Source organism: Streptomyces viridiviolaceus (assembly GCF_014650995.1).
GTDB classification, from domain to species: Bacteria; Actinomycetota; Actinomycetes; order Streptomycetales; family Streptomycetaceae; genus Streptomyces; species Streptomyces viridiviolaceus.
Map to the genome: position 1 here is coordinate 118,747 of NZ_BMWA01000018.1, position 16,943 is coordinate 135,689.

Below are 16,943 nucleotides of genomic sequence, written 5' to 3' on the forward strand. Positions count from 1 at the left end.
TGGACGTGTTCGCCAACTCCATGGACAACGAGCAGGTTTACGGAAGAACGCGCTCGCGCAGGCCGTGGCGCTTCGGCGTACGGGACACCGCTGAGGTCGTAGATCGCTGTGACCGTGGCGGGCAGGGCAAGCTGTCCGCTTGTGGAGGTGGCGGGCATCAGCTTCCGGATGCCGGCCGGGGCACCGGGGGAAAGCAGGGCTTGGGTGCAGCGGTGGCGGCGTCGCGTCTGGGCGATGCACTGGATCTCGTCCACCGGACGGGCGGCCAGGGAGCGCACGTACAGCAGCTGCACGATGGGGCGGGCCGGGCGGCAGACCGCTGAGGCTCCTTCCTGGGGTGCCGGGCGGTCCGGAGCAGCCGGGGGAGGGGAGAAGGCGCCGGCGTCGATCCGGCGGCGGTGTTCACCGCCAGAGCCCGGCGCAGTTCAGCCAGCTCGGGAGAGGTTGCCCGGGCCAGCAGGTTGAGAGCCGCACCGCAGTACTGGACCGCCTGGTCGCGCAGCAAGGGCTGTAGGGCGGTGCGCCGTTCGGTGGAGACGTCCATGTGGAGCGTCGGTTCCTGGGCCGGACGTCTGAGCGGGTGCTGTTGCCTGTGTCCAGGACGCGGCAACATCGGCCCGGTCACGGAGGGCCAGGATCATTCCGGTGCTCCGGGCAACGCTGTCACCACTCCTCGTCGCTGATCACCCGGAAGCTGCCCACGACGCCGTCGTCACCGAACAGGCTCCCCTGGGCGGTACCGGTCACAACGCCATGGGTGGAGCCGTGCGGACTCACGGTGGCAACCGGAGCGTCGTTGTCACAGGTGAAGCCGCGGAAGACTTCGACGGTCTTCCGGCTGTCATTGAAAATGCTGAAGCTGCTGGAGCCCAGTCCGCTGGCCGCAGTGATGCAGCCGTCGGCGGAGGCCGAGTACGTACGTTCGTTGAAGTGGATTCTTCCCTCTTCCTCATGGCTGTAGCCGCCTTCACCGCCCTCGCGGTCGCGGCCCTCGTCCTCCTTCTCGCTGCCTGAGTGGCCGTTGCCCTCGGAAACCCCAGTAGGGGCGGCTCGTTGGACAGGCTTGGTCACGCGTTGGACAGGCTGAGCCGGACGCTGGACAGGGGCGGCCGCGTGGTGCACAGAGGGTGACGCCGAGGTGGCGTCGGAGGGCGAGGCGTAAGTGATACCGGTGACTGCGAGGACCGCCGTGCCAACGCCGGCAGTGGCCAAAGCGAATGTATGCGTGGGCATGTCACGTCTCTCTGTCTCGCGAACATCGGCCGAGCGACCGACTTGCGATGAACGTAATGACTGCTCATGTAGCTGTCATTTCGGACATGTCCAAGGTGTGACACCACGAGCCCAGCCAGGGGAAAGCGGTGCATCGGGGGATTGCTGGGATCCGGGCTAGTGGCGCATGGCGGTGACGCGCGAGCAGGCTCGTGAAGCGTTTGCATCGGGAGCGCCGGTGTGCTCGAAATGCCGGCCGGATACGGCGCTTGGGCTTCTGGAGTGAGGCGGCCCCCGGCGGAGCATCGGAGTCCTCACCCCATCGGCCAAGCCCACGCGGCGCCTGGCCCTGCGCCGGCTGAGCAGGTCGCCCAGATCCTCAAGCACGCACCCGCCCAGACCGGGGCGGACAACGCCGGGCCAGGCCCGCAAGCCGGGGCGGCCGCGCGCCCCCGGTCGACGACACGGCCGGCACCTCGACGAAGCACACCCGCGGCGCCCAGCGGATCACCAGCTCGCACGACCGCCGGCCCCGCCCGGTCGACGTCCACCGGCAGACCCACAGCACGGCGGTCCGCCTCACAGCGTTGAAGGACCAGGCCCCCGCCCTCGGGCACACCTCGCTCGCGGACCAGATCGACAGCGTCAGCACCTCCCTACGCGACCTGATGACGGAGGCCGCCGCGGCCGCCGTGGCCACCACCTCCGACAGCGACTGACGGTCATCCCGGCCCGTCCCTGCAGGCCGAACGGACAGCGCGACGTCGCTGTGCAGCCCACCCAGCCCATCCCTCCAGCTGGACCTGCGGGACGGCCGGCCGTCGACACGACTCCGGCCGTCCCGCAGCCCACGGGATCCCGTCCAGGCGCCCCTCGCCCGGCCCCCGGACCCGAAACCCCGGATCGGCCATGGGCCCCGATCCGCACCTCCCAGACCCCTACCGGTCGACGACGTCGCCGGAAAACAAGCCCACCCTCCTCGGCCCCCGACTCGCGATCGCCCGATTGCGCTATGCAGCAGAAGAGCCTGAATTCGCAGGCCTGCCCGACGAAGATCACCTAGGGTGTGCGGCATGACGCTGCAACTTGTTCAGGTGAACATCAAGGCCCGGGACGACGCGGCGCTCGGCCAGTTCTGGGCGGAGGCGCTCGGCTGGGGTGTTTCCAGCGAAGGGCCCGGCGTCACCAACCTGGAACCCGTGGGCTTCGACTGGCCGGACCCGTCCGCCGTCTGCATCGACCTCGTCCGCGTCCCGAACCCGGAGACGGTGAAGTACCGCGTACACATCGAGCTCGCCACCACTTCCGACGCTCATCAGGCGGAGTTGGTCGCACGTCTGAAGGAACTCGGGGCGACGCCCGCCGATGTGGGCCAGGGCGACGCGCCGTGGACGGTGATGGCCGACCCGGAGGGCAACGTGTTCAGCGTCCTGGAGCCCCGGGAGCTCTACCGGGACACCGGGCCGATAGCCGCCGTAGTCGTCGACTGCGCCGACCCACGGGCCATGGTCCGGTTCTGGGGCGAGGCGATCGACTGGACCGTCCACGAACTGACCGACGACCGCGCTCTGCTGCGCTCCATCAAGGGCGTCGGGCCGTACCTGGAGTTCCGCCGCACGCCCGACGACGAGGTCGTGTGGAACCGCATCCATCTCGACGTGATGTCCGACCCCGTCGAGGACCAGGCGAGGGAGGTCGCCCGGCTCGAAGGCCTCGGCGCGATACGGACCGACGTGGGTCAGGGTGACGTCTCCTGGGTCGTCATGACCGACCCGGCGGGCAACGAGTTCTGCGTCCTCGGCCGGGGCTGACGCGGAACTCCGTCCGCTCCCTCAGCCGGTACGGCAGTGTGCGGGGCCAGGCCCCGTACTCCCCAGCCGCCGCATCCTGACCCACGCATAGGGCAGGAGAGACTGTGGAAGTCGGCAGCCTGGAGTGCTTCAAGTCCGCCTGCCGGGCAACTCGACCGGACCGCGAGAGCCGGCCGGGAGACCAGGCCGCCCGCGACCTCCTGATCCAACGCGACGACTACCGCAACCTGAAGGTCGATCGCCGGCTGGTGCAGGCACTCGCACTACGCCGACCCGGCCGCCTGTACGGCCGCCGTTGGCTCACTGCCCGTGCGCGCCCACGCCGCCCTTCCCGTCGCGCTCGCCCGGCGTCGGTGGGAAGGACGTGCCGAAGCCGAGCCCGGCCAGGGCGTGGAGTGGGGAGCGGACCACCCCCGCGTCGGCGGGGAGGACCCAAGCGCACAACTCCACTCTCCCGACCGAGCCGGAACTCCCCGTCGGTGAGGAGGACTTGGTCGGCAGGCGGCGATGTCGCGCTCCGGAATGCCCCCTGCGGGTGACGGCATGACGGCTGACGCATGCCTGGTGATCCGCTACGACGCCGAACGCCACGCCGAGACCGACGGCCGCTGCGGCTCTCAGGCCAGAACAGCTGGCCTGAGCACCTCTTCGCACCACTGACGGAAACCGGTCGGGGAGGGCTGCGCGGAGCGGTGCTCGGCGTCGTACGCGCCGTCGATCTGGGCCGCGGCCATGTCGACCAGGCCCTGTGCCCAGGCCTCGCTGGCCCCGCGGCTCAGAGCCGTCTCCTTGTACGCGTCGAGGGGGACCTGTTGGCAGCGGACCGGACGCTCCAGCACCTCGGACATGATCTGAGCCATGTCGTCGGGGGAGATACGGTCGGGGCTGACCAGCGGGACGCCGTCCTGCCCGCTCCAGGAGTCGTCGAGCAGCAGCCGCACGGCCGTCGCGGCGATGTCGCGGGTGGCGATCGTCGCGAGAACCCGGTCCGCCACGGACGGGAGGAAGAACGTGCCCTGGTTCCTGATCGCCTCGACCTGCCCGAGCAGGTTCTCCATGAAGGCCGCCGCCCGCAGCGCCCGGAAACCCACCCCCGTGGATTTGATCAGCTCGTCCTTGGCCACGGACGCCGTCAGGTGCCCGGCGTTCTTCTCGATCCCGGTGCCCAGGGTCGATACCGCGACGACGCGCTTGACGCCGTGACGGTTGATCGCCTCGCACGCGGGACGGGTCCAGTTCAGGTAGTGGCCTTCGACGCTGTCCGTCCGGGAGTCCGGCGGCACCAGCCAGAACACGCTGTCCGCGCCCGCGAACGCCTCCATGACGACATCGCGGTCGCCGTGTGAGCCGCGGACGATGTCGACCCGCTCGCGCGCCCGGGCGGAAAGCCGGGAAGGGTCACGGGCTATCACGCGGACCGGCCGCTCGCCGTCGAGCAGGGCGTCGAGGACCTGTCGGCCGATCCGGCCGGTAGGAGTGGTGATGACAATCATGGAAGAAGCATCTGATCCGGCCCGGCACTACGGAAGGATCGCAGGGATCCCGCTTGTTACCCTCAGGGACATACCAGATGGAGGTGCCAGGCCGTGGAGTCACGCCCGCTGCGCTATTTCGTCGCCGTCGCCGAAGAACTCAACTTCGCCCGCGCAGCAGAACGCCTCGGCATCTCCGCCCCGCCCCTGTCGCGCGCCATCCGCAACCTCGAAGCGGAGCTGGGCGTCACCCTCTTCGAACGCACCACGCACAGCGTCACGCTGACCCCGGCCGGCACCGTACTGCTCGCGGAGGCGCGGACCGCGCTGGACGCCCTGCAGGCGGCCGGGCGCCGGGCACAACGCGCGGCCGAGCCGAGGCTGGTTCTCGCCGTGAAGGCCGACGGCGACGGGGGCTTGCTGGAGTCCATCCTCGCCCGGTACGCCGCCGAACCCGCGGCTGAGCCGGTCACGATCCGCCTCTCCGGCTGGCGCGACCAGCCCAGCCTGCTGCGCCGGGGCGAAGCCGACGTGGCCCTGATCTACGAACCGTTCGACCGCACTGGCCTCGACACGGAGCCGGTGACTGTCGAACGCCGCCTGGCCGCTCTCCCGGCCAACCACCCGCTGGCCGCCAGGGACCGCATCGCTCTCGCCGACCTCGGTCTCCCGCGCACCGAGCACGACACTCAAGGATGCCTGGCCCGCCACCTCGACACGATCGTCGACCGGTACGCGATCCAGGACCTCGCCCAACTGCTCAAGCTCGTCGAACTCGGAGACATCGTCACCCTGCTCCCGGAGTCCGTGTGCACCCGATACCCGCGCCCGGGCATCAGGTACCGCGAGGTCCCGGACGCCCCGCCGGCCACCTTGTCGATCGCCTGGCCCCAACAGTCCCGCTCCAGGGCGACTGCGGCGCTGGTCCGCATAGCGACGTCGGTGGGCGGAGCGCACGGTTAGCGCTGCACGCCATCAAGGGCTGGCGTCGTTGCTGGGAGGACGGCACCGGGCGGTCGCACCCTCGGCCGCTGCCTGGATCAGTCTCCGCGAGAATCTGAAAGGCAGGGCCTTGCCATGAGATCACCGACGAACGTTCGCCAACGGCCGGGTATGTCGGGGTTCATGGCGATCGCGGTGCCGGCAATGGTGACCGTGCTCGCCTCGCTGCTGCTCGGCTCAGCAGGGCCGGCGCAGGCGGGGGAGCCACCGCGATCACCGTTGTCGCATGTCCCCCGGGTCGAGCCGGGCTGCGACACCGGCGAACTGGACGGAGAATACGTGGTTTGCTGCTGGGACGAAACGGGGCACGGGGACTGCACGGGCATCGTTTGAACCCATCGCTGCCCGCCAGGCAGGCGCGACGTCTGCCGCAACGGGGCCCCGGGTGCCGGTCCGCGTCGAGGCCGCGGGCGGCGGCGACGCGAGCCGCTGGGCGCGGACCAGTTCGGCGAGCGGGTCGAGCTCGCCTGGCACCCACAGTCCGCCCCCTCGGCGGTCAGTGCGGGCAGGTTGGCCAGACCGGCTGCGAGCATGATGCGGTCCCCTGTCTGCCGCAGGGAGTCGATGATGTGCAGCCGGACGTCGGGCCGGCAGTGGCCGCAGGCCTTCAGGCCCGAGGCGAGGAGCCGGCGAGCTTCGTCACGGTCGACGGCACGGTGCCGCTTGCCGGCCACGGAGCAGTCGCCGGCGTGGACCTGCAGGGGCGGGCGGCGGGTGCCGTTGCCGAGTTCGGCGATCCACTCCGGCGGCTGCGGCCGGCTGGTCCGGCCGTACTCCTCCTGCGCCTGCCGCTGAAGAATCGCGGCGATCTTCGCGTCGATGCGCTGCACCCACAGCACCTGCCGCATCCTCAGCGTCTGGAGACGTTTCAGCCCGCCGAGGCAGAAGCCGAGGCAGAAGTGGCGCACCGCGGTCGGCTGCCCGCCGTGGCGGCCCCGACGGGCGGATCCGGCGCGCAGCGGCCGGAACACCGTCGCGGTGCCGAACCGCGACGGTGACGGCACGCACCGGCTCCCGCGGACCGAGACCCAGCACCTGCTTGCCGCAGGGACTGCGGGTACCGCTGCACCCAGATCAGCAGCGGTCGGCCCGGCGAGCGGTACCCGGACTTCGATGACACGGCGTCCCACGGAAAGGACGCACCGGACAGTCACCGATCACCCGCACGACCATCAAGTCGCTCGATGCGCGTGGTCCTGCTGACCCATTCGGCCAGAGTGAGCTGTCTGGCCAGGGCTACGCGGGCTGAGCTGCTGCGACGCGGTGACACGTGGCGGTGCACGCTTCGGCCGTGGCCATGCATCTGCTGGTCCCGACCGGTGCCGTGGGCCAGGGCATCGCGGAGAAGAGACAGGTGGGGTGCCACGGCGGCAAGGCCGTCGTGCTCATTGCGCGCGTCGCAGGTCGTCACATGACGGGTCCACACCGTGCCCGTCCTGTGGGGACCGCCGGGGCTGCGCAACCCCGTCACGATGCCGGGGCGGACAGTGAAGGACAGATCCTCGACGGCTGCCTTGTCGGCGTGCGTCCTGGTCAGGCACTGGGCTTCTGTTCCGATCATGGCGAAACCTCCGTTCCGGGTTCCACCATCGCCCAGGAATGGCCCCTGGCGCGTCGTCCCCGCGCAGCGATTCACCGCTACCACGGCCGCGGTATGCAGCCCGCCGGCCTACCGCGGCGACAGAACCCGGTGCGCCTCCGCAGCTGCTAGCCGGACATGTGTGACTGACCCGGTTCCGTCGCCGGACTGACCAGTCCGCACTGGTAGGCGATGACCACGAGCTGGGCCCGGTCACGAGCGCCCAGCTTGGTCATGGCCCGGTTGACGTGGGTCTTGGCGGTCAGGGGGCTGATGAACAACTGTTCGGCGATCTCGTCGTTGGAGAGGCCCAGTGCGACGAGCCTCGTGATGTCGCTTTCTCGAGCCGTCAAGCACTTCAGCCGCTCGTGCACGGCTGCCGGACGCGGATCAGGCTGCGCCAGGAACCGGGTGATCAACGCTCGCGTCGCCGACGGGGACAACAGCGCCTCGCCGCCTGCGACCGTGCGGACGGCATTGAGGAGCTCTTCGGGCCGCGCGCCCTTGCCGAGAAAGCCGCTCGCACCCGCGCGCAGTGCCTCGGCGACATGCTCGTGATCCTCGAAGGTGGTCAGAATCAGCACCTTCACATGGGCGAGGTCCTCCGACTCGCTGATGAGCCGTGTCGCTTCGAGACCGTCCATCTCGGGCATGCGGATGTCCATCAGAACCACATCCGGGTGCTGCGCACTGGCCAGTTCCACCGCCTCCCGCCCGTCGGACGCCTCGCCCACGGTCTCCATGTCGTCCGTGGCGTCGAACAGCATCCTGAAGGTGCCCCGCAGCAGGGCCTGGTCATCGGCAAGCAGTACGCGAATTGTCATGCCCTTCTCTCCGATCCCGTGCCTGGCTGGGCCGCAGCGGCAGTTCGGCGGTCACGGTGAAACCGCCCTCAGGGCGCGGTCCCGCACACAGCCTGCCTCCGATCGTGACAGCCCGCTCACGCATCCCGATCAGCCCGTGGCCAGTCCCCGAGGAGACGTGATGCGGCCTGGCCGAGCCGTCGTCCTCGACGGTGATCGTCAGTCGTTCACGGTCGTAGTGCAGGAACAGCCGGGCGGTGTCCGTCCCGGCGTGCTTACGCACGTTGGTCAGGGACTCCTGCACGATGCGGTACGCAGCCAGGTCGACTGCTGGCTCAAGCGGTTGGGCCGCGCCGCACCGGGTGTGGCTCACCGCGAGCCCCGCGCGTTCGAACGACGCCAGAAGGGCCGGCACCTGCGCGAGACCTGGCATCGGGTCGCGTGGCTGCGCCGGATCGTCGGACTGCCGCAGCAGGCCCACGGTCACCCGTAGCTCGTCCAGCACGGACCGGCTGGTGTCCCTGATGTCCCTCAGAGCCGTGAGGATTTGTTCCGGCCGTTGCTCCACGAGATGGACGGCCACGCCTGCCTGCGCGTTGATCAAGGTGATGTGGTGCGCGACGATGTCGTGCAGCTCGCGTGCGATCCGGACGCGTTCGGCCTCCACGCGCTGCCGGGCCTCCTGCTCGCGGGTGCGTTCTGCATACTCCGCCCGCTCCTCGACGGCCGCCACATAGGCGCGGCGGGAGCGAACTCCGTCCCCGATAGCGGCGGGCAGAGCCGTCCACGCAACCGTCGCCACCATGTCCGGGTCCAGCAACGACTTGGAGGCGAGCACGGTGGCGGCCCCCACCAGAACGGCAGCCGAGGCAGTGGCCGCAGTCCAGGCGGTACGCCGGTCGGTCCGCACCGCAATGTTGTAGACGGACACCAGAACCGGGCTGATCACCAGCGGGCTGTCTCGGAACCCGAGCACCTGAAAGACGACGCCGCAGCCAACGGTGACGGCCAGTGCACCGAACGGGTGGCTACGCCGCCACACCAGCGCGGCGCAGCCGAAGGCCGCAAGCACCACGGCGGGCCACCGCAACAAGAACTGGTCCTGGTCCGGATCGATCGACGCAGCCACAACCGACAGTACGAACAACACAGCCGCGCCGATAGCGTCCACTGCGCGGATCCGGGCTCGCGTTGCCAGCCTCCAACCGTTGATCACCGCCATGCCACAACCGTAGGGTCGACGGCTGGATCAGGCATCGCCACGCCAACGGTCACCGGAGTATGACCCGGGCCCCGGGTGGTGCCCTCGGTTGCGTCCTGGAAAGCGAACACGGGGCATGACCCGGACACGCCGGAAACCCGCCACCGGATGATCTTCAGCACCTGGCGGTCGCCCATGGCGCCGAGACCGCAGTGGCGGCGTGCGCGTCGTGTTCGCGCAGCATCCGCATGACGGTGGCGGGTGAGGGGTGCAGGCCCAGTTTCCTGCCGGTGCGGACCACAAGCCGGGATGCGATCAACACCCGTAGGAGTTGCGGTTGCTCCGTAGATCGGGTCCACGGACAGGCGCGGCCCGTTGACGGGTTGCAGAGGCCTACGCCCATGAGGACGGTGTCGGTGGGCGTCTCCGCCGAGCGTTGGTCAGGCTGCCCGGTCAGCTTCTCGTGCAAGCGCCAACGTCAGGCACTGACCGCCTCGCGCACCTCGGCGAGGAACTCCTCCGTACGTGGGTGCGTGGGGTGGGCCGGACGGGCGACGTAGACCGTGGCGGCGGGCGCGTCGTCGACCGGGACCGGGTGCACTAGCCGGACCGGCCCACCGCCGGGAAGCGTTCGCGTTCGGCAGGCGTCACCCGGCAGTGCCTGCCGAACGCGAACCGTCGTCCGGCCAAGGCCACCCAGGCCCGCGCATCAGCCCTCCCGGGCCCGTCGTACACCTTCTCGGCCGTGAATCCCCAGACCCTCGACAGGCGCTCAGCCTTCGAATGAGAACCACTCGACTGGGGGGCCGCCAACCGGGCGGGGTGGCCGACGCCGACGTGCGTGCGGGGGCTGCGCTGCTCATAGACATCTCAGGGGGTCAAGACGTCGCTTCTTATGGATTGTCGGCCTGCGAATCGCTCAGCAGGGGGTGACTTCAGGGTTGACCGGGGGCAGCGCCCAGGGTTCCAACGTGCCGTCGCAGAGTTCGGCGAGGAACTGGACGGCGCCACCCTCGTAGTGCCACCAGCCGCCGTTGCGAGAGGCGATGGTGACGAGCCACTGCTGCGGGTTGTCCCCAGTCGTGCTCCATAGGAACTTGTCGCCCTCGTTGGACTCCGCCCATGGCAGTAGGCCGCCCGGCGCCGGATGCGGGCGCAGGCCGATGGACATATCGGCCTCCCGCCACGCGTGGATGACCCCTTCGAGGTCATAGCGGATACCGCGGAGCTGGTGGTGCTCTTCGCCTGGTTCAGGAAGGTAGACGAGGAGAAAGTCTCCGAGAGCAAAGGTGGGGTACCACTCAGCGAGGCGCTTGTAGTCGGCGGGTAGCGGGGTGCGCAGGCCGTCTTCGAGCAAGGCCCAGTCGAGGACGGCGGGCTCTGATCGGCGGTGCCCGGCCAGTCCAGGAACAGCGCGTTCCAGTGCCGCGATCGCCTCTTCCGGCTCTGTGATGCGGTACTTCGGCGCCTGTGTGCCGATCAGATCGTCAGTCATGGCGAGCAGCGTGCCAGACTCGGCTGACATCACCGCCCGCTGATGCCGCCTGGCCTGTTGCAGAGACCACCGTGCCCCTGTACCGCAGTTGTCATCCCCTCTCCCCCCTTCAGGGGGAGACGATGTCAATCAGCCACGACTGCTGGACACATCACCGAACTGACCGACCACTACCGGGCCGAGAGCGGCCGCTGGAAGATCGCGAAGCGTTCCGTTGACATGATCCTCGCCTCGGTCATCAGCTGTTCTACCGCGGTGTCGTCGCGGGAACGGCCACGACTGCTCGCGCGACGACACCGTGTGACCGTCGGCACAGGCAAGGACGCGTCAGCCGATGCAGACGTAGCCGGACGGGCAGTCGATCCCGGCCCGCACGGCACTGGGCTCGCTGGAGGCGGAGGGCTGAACGGCCATCGGACACAGGACGAGGGCGGCAACCGCCGGGGTACGCATCACGTTCTCGAACCGTACTGCCTGCTGCCGCCTGGCCGTACTCGCCCGCAGGTTCACTCCAGCAGCGGAGCGCAGCGCCGGTGCACGGCCAGCCGGATGTCTTGCGGACCCGGGGGTGGCAGCGCAGGTGTGCACGGGCCAGCGGGTCCTCCGGTGTGAACCGGTCTACGTGTAGGGCCGGACGGCCACCGTGACTTCCATGTCGAAGGCGTTCTCCCCTGCTGCCGACGGCAGGCCCAGGACCCGGTCGAGCGCGCGGCTCAGGGGGCCGCAGCCACTGGTGCCCGGGGCGGCGAACTCCGTGTCCTGGGCACCGAAGGTGGCGACCAGGGGGTCCATGGATATCACCCGGGTGGGGCCGGTGTCCTTGAGCACCAGGTGGACCGCGTGCTCGTCGCTGCCTACCGAGCAGCCCGTCGACGGCAGGGCCAGTAGCCCGTGCGCTGAGCCTATGGTGAACTTGATGTCGAACTTGCCGCGCCGGGTGTCGTCGGACAGGAAGTCCGAGTAGCCGCCGTACTGCGGAGTCAGGGTCAACGGAGTGCCTCCCACCCGGATTGGCGCAGCGGTCATCTCTCCGAAGACCTGGCGGAATTCACCGTCCACGCGGCCTTCCGCAAAGGTGATCTCCATAGGTTCGGTGAGCGGCTCGTCGACGGCGCCCATGCGCAGATGTCCCGTGGCGTGCATGACCTCGCAGCGCCAGGTCCCGGGGTCCGCACCTGCGGGCAGCTCATCCACGGTCGGGCAGGCGGAGAAGTCGAACTCGGGTAGATCCGCTGCCCGTTCAGCTCCATGCGCGGGTGCGGCGCCCAGGGCGAGTCCGGCAAGTAGTACCCCGGCAGCAGCACTTGTGAAGCGGCGGACTGTGCGGTTCAAGGTCACTCGGTTCGGCGTCATACGCCCAGCATTGCAGAGAAATCTCTGCAGAGGAATGTCTGCAGAGCTTTCTCTGCTGTCTGGATAGACTGCCGCCATGACGAAAGAGCGGAGAGCGGAAGCCGCAGGACGGCGCACGGTCGACAGCCCCGAGGTGCTCAAGGCCCTCTCGCACCCCCTGCGCCTGCGAATCCTGCGCCACCTCGGCGCGGCGGGCCCGGCCACCTCAACCACGCTCGCTGCCGCCCTCGGCGAGAACACCGGGACGCTCAGCTACCACCTGCGCATGCTGGAGCGCAGTGGCCTCATCGAGGACATCCCCGAGCGCTCCACCGGGCGTGAGCGCTGGTGGCGCGGGGTGCGCGGCCTCGACATCCGCAGACCGCCGCAGGGTGAGCTGACGGAGGCCGAGCGCGCCATGTCGGCCGAGCTGGACCGGATGAGGATGGAGGAGGACGTCGAGCTCGCCCGGCAGTTCACCGCCGGACACGCGGAGTCCGAAGGCTGGATGCGGGGTTCACGCAGCCTCATCCACCTCACGAAGGGTGAGCTGGACGCGTTCCATGACGACTACCTGGCCCTACTCGCGCGCTATGCCCGCGGGCCCGAGGAAGCCCCCGACGACGCACGCCCCATACTCCTCCGCTGGTTCGGCCTGCCCGCTGACTGACCGGCGGCCAGCCGGCGAACTGTTTGATCGGCCAAGCGCTCGAGCGGTATGCCCTCACTCGGGTGAGGGGCGCAGTGGTGTGCGGCGAGCTGGTGGTGGGCCTGGCTGCGCCGGGTCTGCTGCGCTGGGGTACCGGCGTATCCCCGGGTGCGGCCGGTGTCAGCCTGCGACCCGGTGCGCCCTCTCATCGCGCGCAAGCGCAGATCCGTCTGTGCCACGAAGCGACGGAGTTCGACCGTTCCGGCCTCCCCCCGAGCATCCGCACACCGACCTGATCCAATGAGCCCGGTTGTTCAGGCCCTGGTGCGAGCGGTGTTCGACCGACGGCATCACCGCGCGGTGGGCGCCGCCGGCGCCCTCCTCTCTTCACGCCTGGTCATCCCGCACCGTCGCGAGAAGGGTCAGGCCGAACTTCCGGCCTGACCCTGCAGGGTCACCGGCGCCGCCTCGCCGGGACCGAACGCCCGCGCATCAGGGCCTCGGCATCGACGGGCGCCTCACGGCCCGCGGCAGCCGAAGCGGTGCCCGTCAGTGACCAGGCGCCGACCGGACCGCCGTGGTGCACCTGCACCTCACGGCCTCCCTCGGCGACTCCGCTCACCATCTTGGCCAGCAGCTCCTGCTCACGTTCCCGGCGCCGCTCACGGGCCAGCTGCACGCACCTCCACTCGCGCACCCTGATCGCGACCATCGCGATCAGAGCGGCAATCACCCCCTCAGGCACCAGCATCTCCTGCACTCTTTCCACCGCCCCGGTCCTCGTCGAACTCGCCAGTCACCCCCACATCGCGCGAGCGGACCAGGGCGGGTACCGAACCCTTCGAGATTTTTTAGCCGGACTGTTCACCGGAGTCTTCGTCGGCATGACCGCGCCTCCTGACTGCCCCGTTACAGCTCGCAGGATGCGCATCGAGGTCTCCTCGAAGCCGACGGCCCCGTCTTGTCGCTGGGCGACGACGTCCGTGGAGTGCACCATTCGGGATGCCGGCCAGCTGGGGTGTGGCTGCGCTGTTACCTCGACATGCGCCAGCCCCCGCACTCGCCTGTTTACAGGTAGGACCTCCGGGGGGCACGGGCCGGACAGGTGAGGTGCGGACGGAGGGTCCGGAACCCTCTTCGGAATTGGATCGGCTCAGTCTTCAGCGCTGTCGCCGTCGGTCGGCCGCAGGCGACGTCGGGCCTCCTCCAGCCGCACGTCGTAGTCGGGGAAGAACAAGGCGGGAAGCATCTTGTCCAGCTGGCCGGCGATCCGGTGGATCGGTGCCCATGCCGCTGGATCGTCGACCGTGTTGCTGAGGTCGGTCATCTGCAACCGTTCCAACCAGTCCGACAGGATCGTCGCTTCGTCGCGGGTGAGCTTGATCGTGATCTCTGGATCGTCCATCCCGGCCCCACCCCTTCGAACGGGCGACTCAATGCTCGACGACACAACCTACCGATCCCCAGGCTCGTGAGATCGACCAGCCTTCATCGGGACGGGCACGTGCCGTCATCCCGCGTCGACAGTTCCGGACCGGTTGTGGAGGCCGCTGAGAGCGTCATCAGTGCGCCCAGGGCCTCGAAGCCATCACGGGCGGTATCCGGGACGTCGAGCGTCCCCGCCCGCGCGCGGTCACGCGGTCTTCGCCTTTTCGTCCGGATCCTGCGGTGTCCCGGTGGGCGGCCTCGGGTAGCGCCTGTCGGAGCGACCGGGAGGGGAAGGGCTTGGGTAAGGCGAGCCGGGAGAAGAAACAGCGCAGCCGCGGCACCTCGACAACGTGGAGTGTCGGCGTACTCGCTTATGTGCAGAGCCAGGTACGGATGAACGTGCAGGGCAAGCAGCCGCTTGAAGGGCCCGCGTCGTGGTTCGAGATGATGGGGCGGTGTCTCTTCGCTACTTCAATCAGACCGGTTGGACCGCAATCTTCAACGGCACTGACACCGAGATCGGCCGCATGGTGCCCGTAGAAGGCTGGGACCAGGCGACTGGGACTGCACTGGTCGTTGATCCCAAGCGTGGTGCCCTGCGCCTGGTGACGGACTACGAGGACTTCTCGCACCTGGAGCGGGCCGAGCAGGTCGTGGCCGCGGTGCCTGGTGGAGGGTGGCGAGTGCACTGGAACGACGAGGGTCCGGGAGGAACGCCGCTGACGGAACAGGTGCTGGCCTGGCTTATTACGTCGCAGGGGCGGGCAACGGCCATCACAGTCGACGCCCACGGGCACGTCGAGGATGCTGATGGCGCCGACGACTTCATCCCGCCGGGCGAGGAGCTGCGTAGCAACTGAAGCCGGGTCAGGCCACGTCGGTTTCTCGCTCGATGGCCTTGAGACGGTTCTTCAGCCGGTAGCTGGGGCCGTTGATGGAGATGACCTCGCAATGGTGGAGGAGGCGGTCGAGGATGGCTTCGTTCGCGAGAAAGGACAGCAGATGTTCACCACTTCGGGAGGCGCCACGACACACCGGGAATTCGCACACTGAGTGAGTTGCTTGCCGTAGTCAGAGGCGGCGGCTGGCAGTTGCCCGCGCTGCGTTGACACTCCACGGCGGTGCCAGGCGCCGTTCCCGCAACGGATGAGAAAACATGTTGGCTGGCTGCCAGCGAGCTGCGAAGATGCGCCTGTTTCCCAGCCGGAGGACATTTGTTCGTTTTCGTGTGTGCGGGATGTGGCGCCGAGTTGACCACCCCGCTATCCCAGGTCTCACTGCCAGTCCACACCCGTCAGAAGTACGGGAACGGGGCCCAGCTTCCGGTGCTCATGCAGTCAGGAACGTTTGGCGTGGACCCGGACCCCTGGGGAGGGCCGTGGCGGATGTGGGACGAGATCGATCCGGCCGAGGCGGAGGCACGCGGCATCTACGCGCCGGTCTACGCCCTGTCCGACAGCACGCCCGGGGCGAGTGTCATCGCGCCCGGTGACATCCGTGGAACCCGGCTGATTCCTGAGCGGCGCGGCGGTGCCTGCTGTGGCCTCGACGGGGCCGACGGGCCCAACATGGCGTGCGAGGCATGCGACCTCCCCGTGGCGACCAGGGTCGACGATTGCTCGCTCTGGCAGGCAGTGCGACTCAGCTCGGAGGCCGTGCACCGCGTCCCCGTTGACGGTATCCAGGCTGCGCCCCTCTCCTGGGCGGAGCTGGCAGAGAACGGGGAGAAAACGCCCCCGTTCGAGCCGATTGCCATGTGGGGAGGACGGTTGGGGCCGAACCGCTACTGGTCGTGGAGTCCGCAGCGGGAGGCGGCAGCCGGCCATGCGCTCGCCCACCTGCTGGTTGCCTCCCAAGGGCAGCCGGTGAAGGTCCCGGGCGGTCTGACCGCGGACGTGTTCCAACGCGCGCTCGACACCCTGCTGCCCGCAGGGACCCCTAAGCGGCGCGCCGTCCTGGCTGGTCCGGGACGGCCCGCCCCGGACGCGGGCGTCGACATCTTCCTCGTACCGGTCCATCCCCAGACGGGTCAGAGCTGGACCCCCGCCAGCCCGACTGCGCCGGCATACCGAGTGCCCCTGCCGCTGGGGGTGTGGCTATGGCTGGTCTCTCCCCAGCCGTACTTGCCGGTTCCCGCATCGGGCCGCATACCCCAAGACGTCCTCCGCGACGACCCGCTCCCGCTGCTCCCCAACCGCCTGTTCCGGGCCGACCGGGGAACGTTCCAGCACACCTTGGTCCGGCTACCGGCAGTTCGCAGCCCGTGGCTGCGCGCGGTCCTGGAGAACCTCACGCAGGGCACATCGGCCGACCTCTTCTAGCCGTCTGGCAATCGAACAGCGCCAGACCCCCGTGCCTCCCAATCTGCTGTCCAATCTCGTGAACAAAGCCAATCGCCCTTCTTTCCTCGCTGCTAGGAGCTGTCGTCAAAGTGTCAGGCCAACACCATGACCGAGGGGGGACGGCGGCCTGATCGAGAGCCTGTTCCTGGGCGGCCGTGCCGGCGGCCAGATGGTGCGGAAGATCGACACAATCAGGTGAAGAGGTCCAGGAACAGCACCACGGCGACGAAGGCCCCGGCGACCCCGCCCCCTAGGGATGCGAACAGGCCAGGTTCGCCGTAGCCCTGCAGACGGGCACGTCGGGGCTTGGCCGGGTCGTACCGGACGCGTATCCGCGTCGGATAGTCGACCGGATACAGCCGGCCGACCTTGGATTCGACCCTGACCTCATCGCTGTCCGGAGGGGTGAAGGCGACCTCGGGATAGAAGCGGGGGTCGCCGTCGCCGTCCGTGTCCTCCCGAACGTAGACGATCTCCGCCTCGATCCACTGCCCTCGGGTGAGGAGGCGGAAGTTGGTCCACGCCTTCACAAAGGCCCAACCCGAGAGCCCTGCCGACACAGGGATGAAAGGCGCCATGACGATCTGGTCCAAGTTCACGCCAGCAGGCTATAGCGC

19 protein-coding genes and 3 pseudogenes are annotated in these 16,943 nt (G+C 69.1%); 7 read left to right on the top strand and 15 right to left on the bottom strand.

The genetic code is table 11. The annotated features are described in order from the left end of the window. Positions 1-663: 663 nt before the first annotated feature. A complete protein-coding gene (locus IE260_RS25860; RefSeq protein WP_229881251.1) occupies positions 664-1,071 on the bottom strand; it encodes a hypothetical protein in 408 nt (135 codons plus the stop codon). Between the two features lie 328 nt (positions 1,072-1,399). On the opposite strand from IE260_RS25860, the gene IE260_RS41905 reads away from it, so the two are divergent. The 3 genes from IE260_RS41905 (at position 1,400) to IE260_RS25865 (ending at position 3,023) form a co-directional block, all read left to right on the top strand. Then, the gene (locus IE260_RS41905; RefSeq protein WP_229881253.1) at positions 1,400-1,498 is read left to right on the top strand and encodes a DUF6233 domain-containing protein; all 99 of its coding nucleotides are present in this window, start codon (positions 1,400-1,402) and stop codon (positions 1,496-1,498) included. Between the two features lie 301 nt (positions 1,499-1,799). After that, entirely contained in the window at positions 1,800-1,931 is a 132-nt protein-coding gene (locus IE260_RS42655) for a hypothetical protein (protein WP_268254941.1), read from the top strand. A gap of 354 nt (positions 1,932-2,285) precedes the next feature. After that, entirely contained in the window at positions 2,286-3,023 is a 738-nt protein-coding gene (locus IE260_RS25865) for a VOC family protein (RefSeq protein ID WP_189875882.1), read from the top strand. A gap of 617 nt (positions 3,024-3,640) precedes the next feature. On the opposite strand, the gene IE260_RS25875 is transcribed toward IE260_RS25865, so the two are convergent. Further along, positions 3,641-4,516: an NAD(P)H-binding protein gene (locus IE260_RS25875; RefSeq protein WP_189875887.1), complete on the bottom strand. Its 876-nt coding sequence runs from the start codon at positions 4,514-4,516 to the stop codon at positions 3,641-3,643. 93 nt (positions 4,517-4,609) lie between these two features. Here IE260_RS25875 and IE260_RS25880 point away from each other — a divergent pair, with 93 nt between their 5' ends. Beyond that, on the top strand, positions 4,610-5,458 hold the full coding sequence (locus IE260_RS25880; protein ID WP_189875889.1) for a LysR family transcriptional regulator: 849 nt from the start codon (positions 4,610-4,612) through the stop codon (positions 5,456-5,458). Between the two features lie 385 nt (positions 5,459-5,843). Here IE260_RS25880 and IE260_RS41910 read toward each other — a convergent pair. The 9 genes and pseudogenes from IE260_RS41910 to IE260_RS25915 form a co-directional block, all read right to left on the bottom strand. Continuing rightward, positions 5,844-5,992, bottom strand: a pseudogene (locus tag IE260_RS41910) (sugar isomerase); the annotation flags it as partial. Between the two features lie 134 nt (positions 5,993-6,126). Continuing rightward, a pseudogene (locus IE260_RS41915) lies at positions 6,127-6,345 on the bottom strand (DUF6233 domain-containing protein); the annotation flags it as partial. A 302-nt stretch (positions 6,346-6,647) separates the two neighbouring features. Continuing rightward, a complete protein-coding gene (locus tag IE260_RS25890; protein ID WP_189875893.1) occupies positions 6,648-7,058 on the bottom strand; it encodes a hypothetical protein in 411 nt (136 codons plus the stop codon). Positions 7,059-7,204: 146 nt separating this feature from the next. After that, the gene (locus tag IE260_RS25895) at positions 7,205-7,900 is read right to left on the bottom strand and encodes a response regulator transcription factor (RefSeq protein ID WP_189875895.1); all 696 of its coding nucleotides are present in this window, start codon (positions 7,898-7,900) and stop codon (positions 7,205-7,207) included. Continuing rightward, positions 7,872-9,101, bottom strand: a complete 1,230-nt coding sequence (locus IE260_RS25900) for a sensor histidine kinase (protein ID WP_189875897.1) — start codon at positions 9,099-9,101, stop codon at positions 7,872-7,874. Before IE260_RS25900 ends, IE260_RS25895 begins: the two co-directional genes overlap by 29 nt. 457 nt (positions 9,102-9,558) lie before the next feature. Then, a complete protein-coding gene (locus IE260_RS42660; protein WP_268254942.1) occupies positions 9,559-9,681 on the bottom strand; it encodes a hypothetical protein in 123 nt (40 codons plus the stop codon). 318 nt (positions 9,682-9,999) lie between these two features. Beyond that, positions 10,000-10,575 (bottom strand): SMI1/KNR4 family protein, encoded by a 576-nt coding sequence (locus IE260_RS25910; RefSeq protein ID WP_189875899.1) that lies wholly within the window; start codon positions 10,573-10,575, stop codon positions 10,000-10,002. Positions 10,576-10,902: 327 nt separating this feature from the next. Next, positions 10,903-11,031, bottom strand: coding sequence for a hypothetical protein (locus IE260_RS42665; protein WP_268254943.1), 129 nt, complete (start codon positions 11,029-11,031; stop codon positions 10,903-10,905). A 162-nt stretch (positions 11,032-11,193) separates the two neighbouring features. Beyond that, entirely contained in the window at positions 11,194-11,928 is a 735-nt protein-coding gene (locus IE260_RS25915; RefSeq protein WP_189875901.1) for a hypothetical protein, read from the bottom strand. 76 nt (positions 11,929-12,004) lie between these two features. Between IE260_RS25915 and IE260_RS25920 the strand changes: the two genes are divergently transcribed. Next, positions 12,005-12,577, top strand: coding sequence for an ArsR/SmtB family transcription factor (locus IE260_RS25920; RefSeq protein WP_189875903.1), 573 nt, complete (start codon positions 12,005-12,007; stop codon positions 12,575-12,577). A gap of 433 nt (positions 12,578-13,010) precedes the next feature. Here the strand turns inward: IE260_RS25920 and IE260_RS25925 are convergent, their stop codons facing one another. Further along, positions 13,011-13,307: a hypothetical protein gene (locus IE260_RS25925; RefSeq protein WP_229881255.1), complete on the bottom strand. Its 297-nt coding sequence runs from the start codon at positions 13,305-13,307 to the stop codon at positions 13,011-13,013. A 402-nt stretch (positions 13,308-13,709) separates the two neighbouring features. After that, positions 13,710-13,961, bottom strand: a complete 252-nt coding sequence (locus IE260_RS25930) for a hypothetical protein (RefSeq protein ID WP_189875907.1) — start codon at positions 13,959-13,961, stop codon at positions 13,710-13,712. Positions 13,962-14,439: 478 nt separating this feature from the next. Here IE260_RS25930 and IE260_RS25935 point away from each other — a divergent pair, with 478 nt between their 5' ends. Further along, positions 14,440-14,844 carry a hypothetical protein gene (locus tag IE260_RS25935; RefSeq protein WP_229881258.1) on the top strand — a complete coding sequence of 135 codons (405 nt, stop codon included), beginning with the start codon at positions 14,440-14,442 and terminating at the stop codon, positions 14,842-14,844. Positions 14,845-14,851: 7 nt separating this feature from the next. Here the strand turns inward: IE260_RS25935 and IE260_RS25940 are convergent. Further along, a pseudogene (locus IE260_RS25940) lies at positions 14,852-14,962 on the bottom strand (ATP-binding protein); the annotation flags it as partial. Between the two features lie 236 nt (positions 14,963-15,198). Here IE260_RS25940 and IE260_RS25945 point away from each other — a divergent pair. Then, entirely contained in the window at positions 15,199-16,305 is a 1,107-nt protein-coding gene (locus IE260_RS25945; protein ID WP_189875911.1) for a hypothetical protein, read from the top strand. A 212-nt stretch (positions 16,306-16,517) separates the two neighbouring features. Here IE260_RS25945 and IE260_RS25950 read toward each other — a convergent pair whose 3' ends face one another. Continuing rightward, positions 16,518-16,925 carry a DUF3592 domain-containing protein gene (locus IE260_RS25950; protein ID WP_189875913.1) on the bottom strand — a complete coding sequence of 136 codons (408 nt, stop codon included), beginning with the start codon at positions 16,923-16,925 and terminating at the stop codon, positions 16,518-16,520. Positions 16,926-16,943 lie beyond the last annotated feature (18 nt).

Bases quoted from the DNA above. Each gene is read 5' to 3' on its own strand.
- IE260_RS41905 (WP_229881253.1), top strand. From the start codon at position 1,400: ATGGCGGTGACGCGCGAGCAGGCTCGTGAAGCGTTTGCATCGGGAGCG.
- IE260_RS25865 (WP_189875882.1), top strand. From the start codon at position 2,286: ATGACGCTGCAACTTGTTCAGGTGAACATCAAGGCCCGGGACGACGCG.
- IE260_RS25875 (WP_189875887.1), bottom strand. From the start codon at position 4,516: ATGATTGTCATCACCACTCCTACCGGCCGGATCGGCCGACAGGTCCTC.
- IE260_RS25890 (WP_189875893.1), bottom strand. From the start codon at position 7,058: ATGATCGGAACAGAAGCCCAGTGCCTGACCAGGACGCACGCCGACAAG.
- IE260_RS25895 (WP_189875895.1), bottom strand. From the start codon at position 7,900: ATGACAATTCGCGTACTGCTTGCCGATGACCAGGCCCTGCTGCGGGGC.
- IE260_RS25900 (WP_189875897.1), bottom strand. From the start codon at position 9,101: ATGGCGGTGATCAACGGTTGGAGGCTGGCAACGCGAGCCCGGATCCGC.
- IE260_RS25910 (WP_189875899.1), bottom strand. From the start codon at position 10,575: ATGACTGACGATCTGATCGGCACACAGGCGCCGAAGTACCGCATCACA.
- IE260_RS25915 (WP_189875901.1), bottom strand. From the start codon at position 11,928: ATGACGCCGAACCGAGTGACCTTGAACCGCACAGTCCGCCGCTTCACA.
- IE260_RS25920 (WP_189875903.1), top strand. From the start codon at position 12,005: ATGACGAAAGAGCGGAGAGCGGAAGCCGCAGGACGGCGCACGGTCGAC.
- IE260_RS25925 (WP_229881255.1), bottom strand. From the start codon at position 13,307: ATGCTGGTGCCTGAGGGGGTGATTGCCGCTCTGATCGCGATGGTCGCG.
- IE260_RS25930 (WP_189875907.1), bottom strand. From the start codon at position 13,961: ATGGACGATCCAGAGATCACGATCAAGCTCACCCGCGACGAAGCGACG.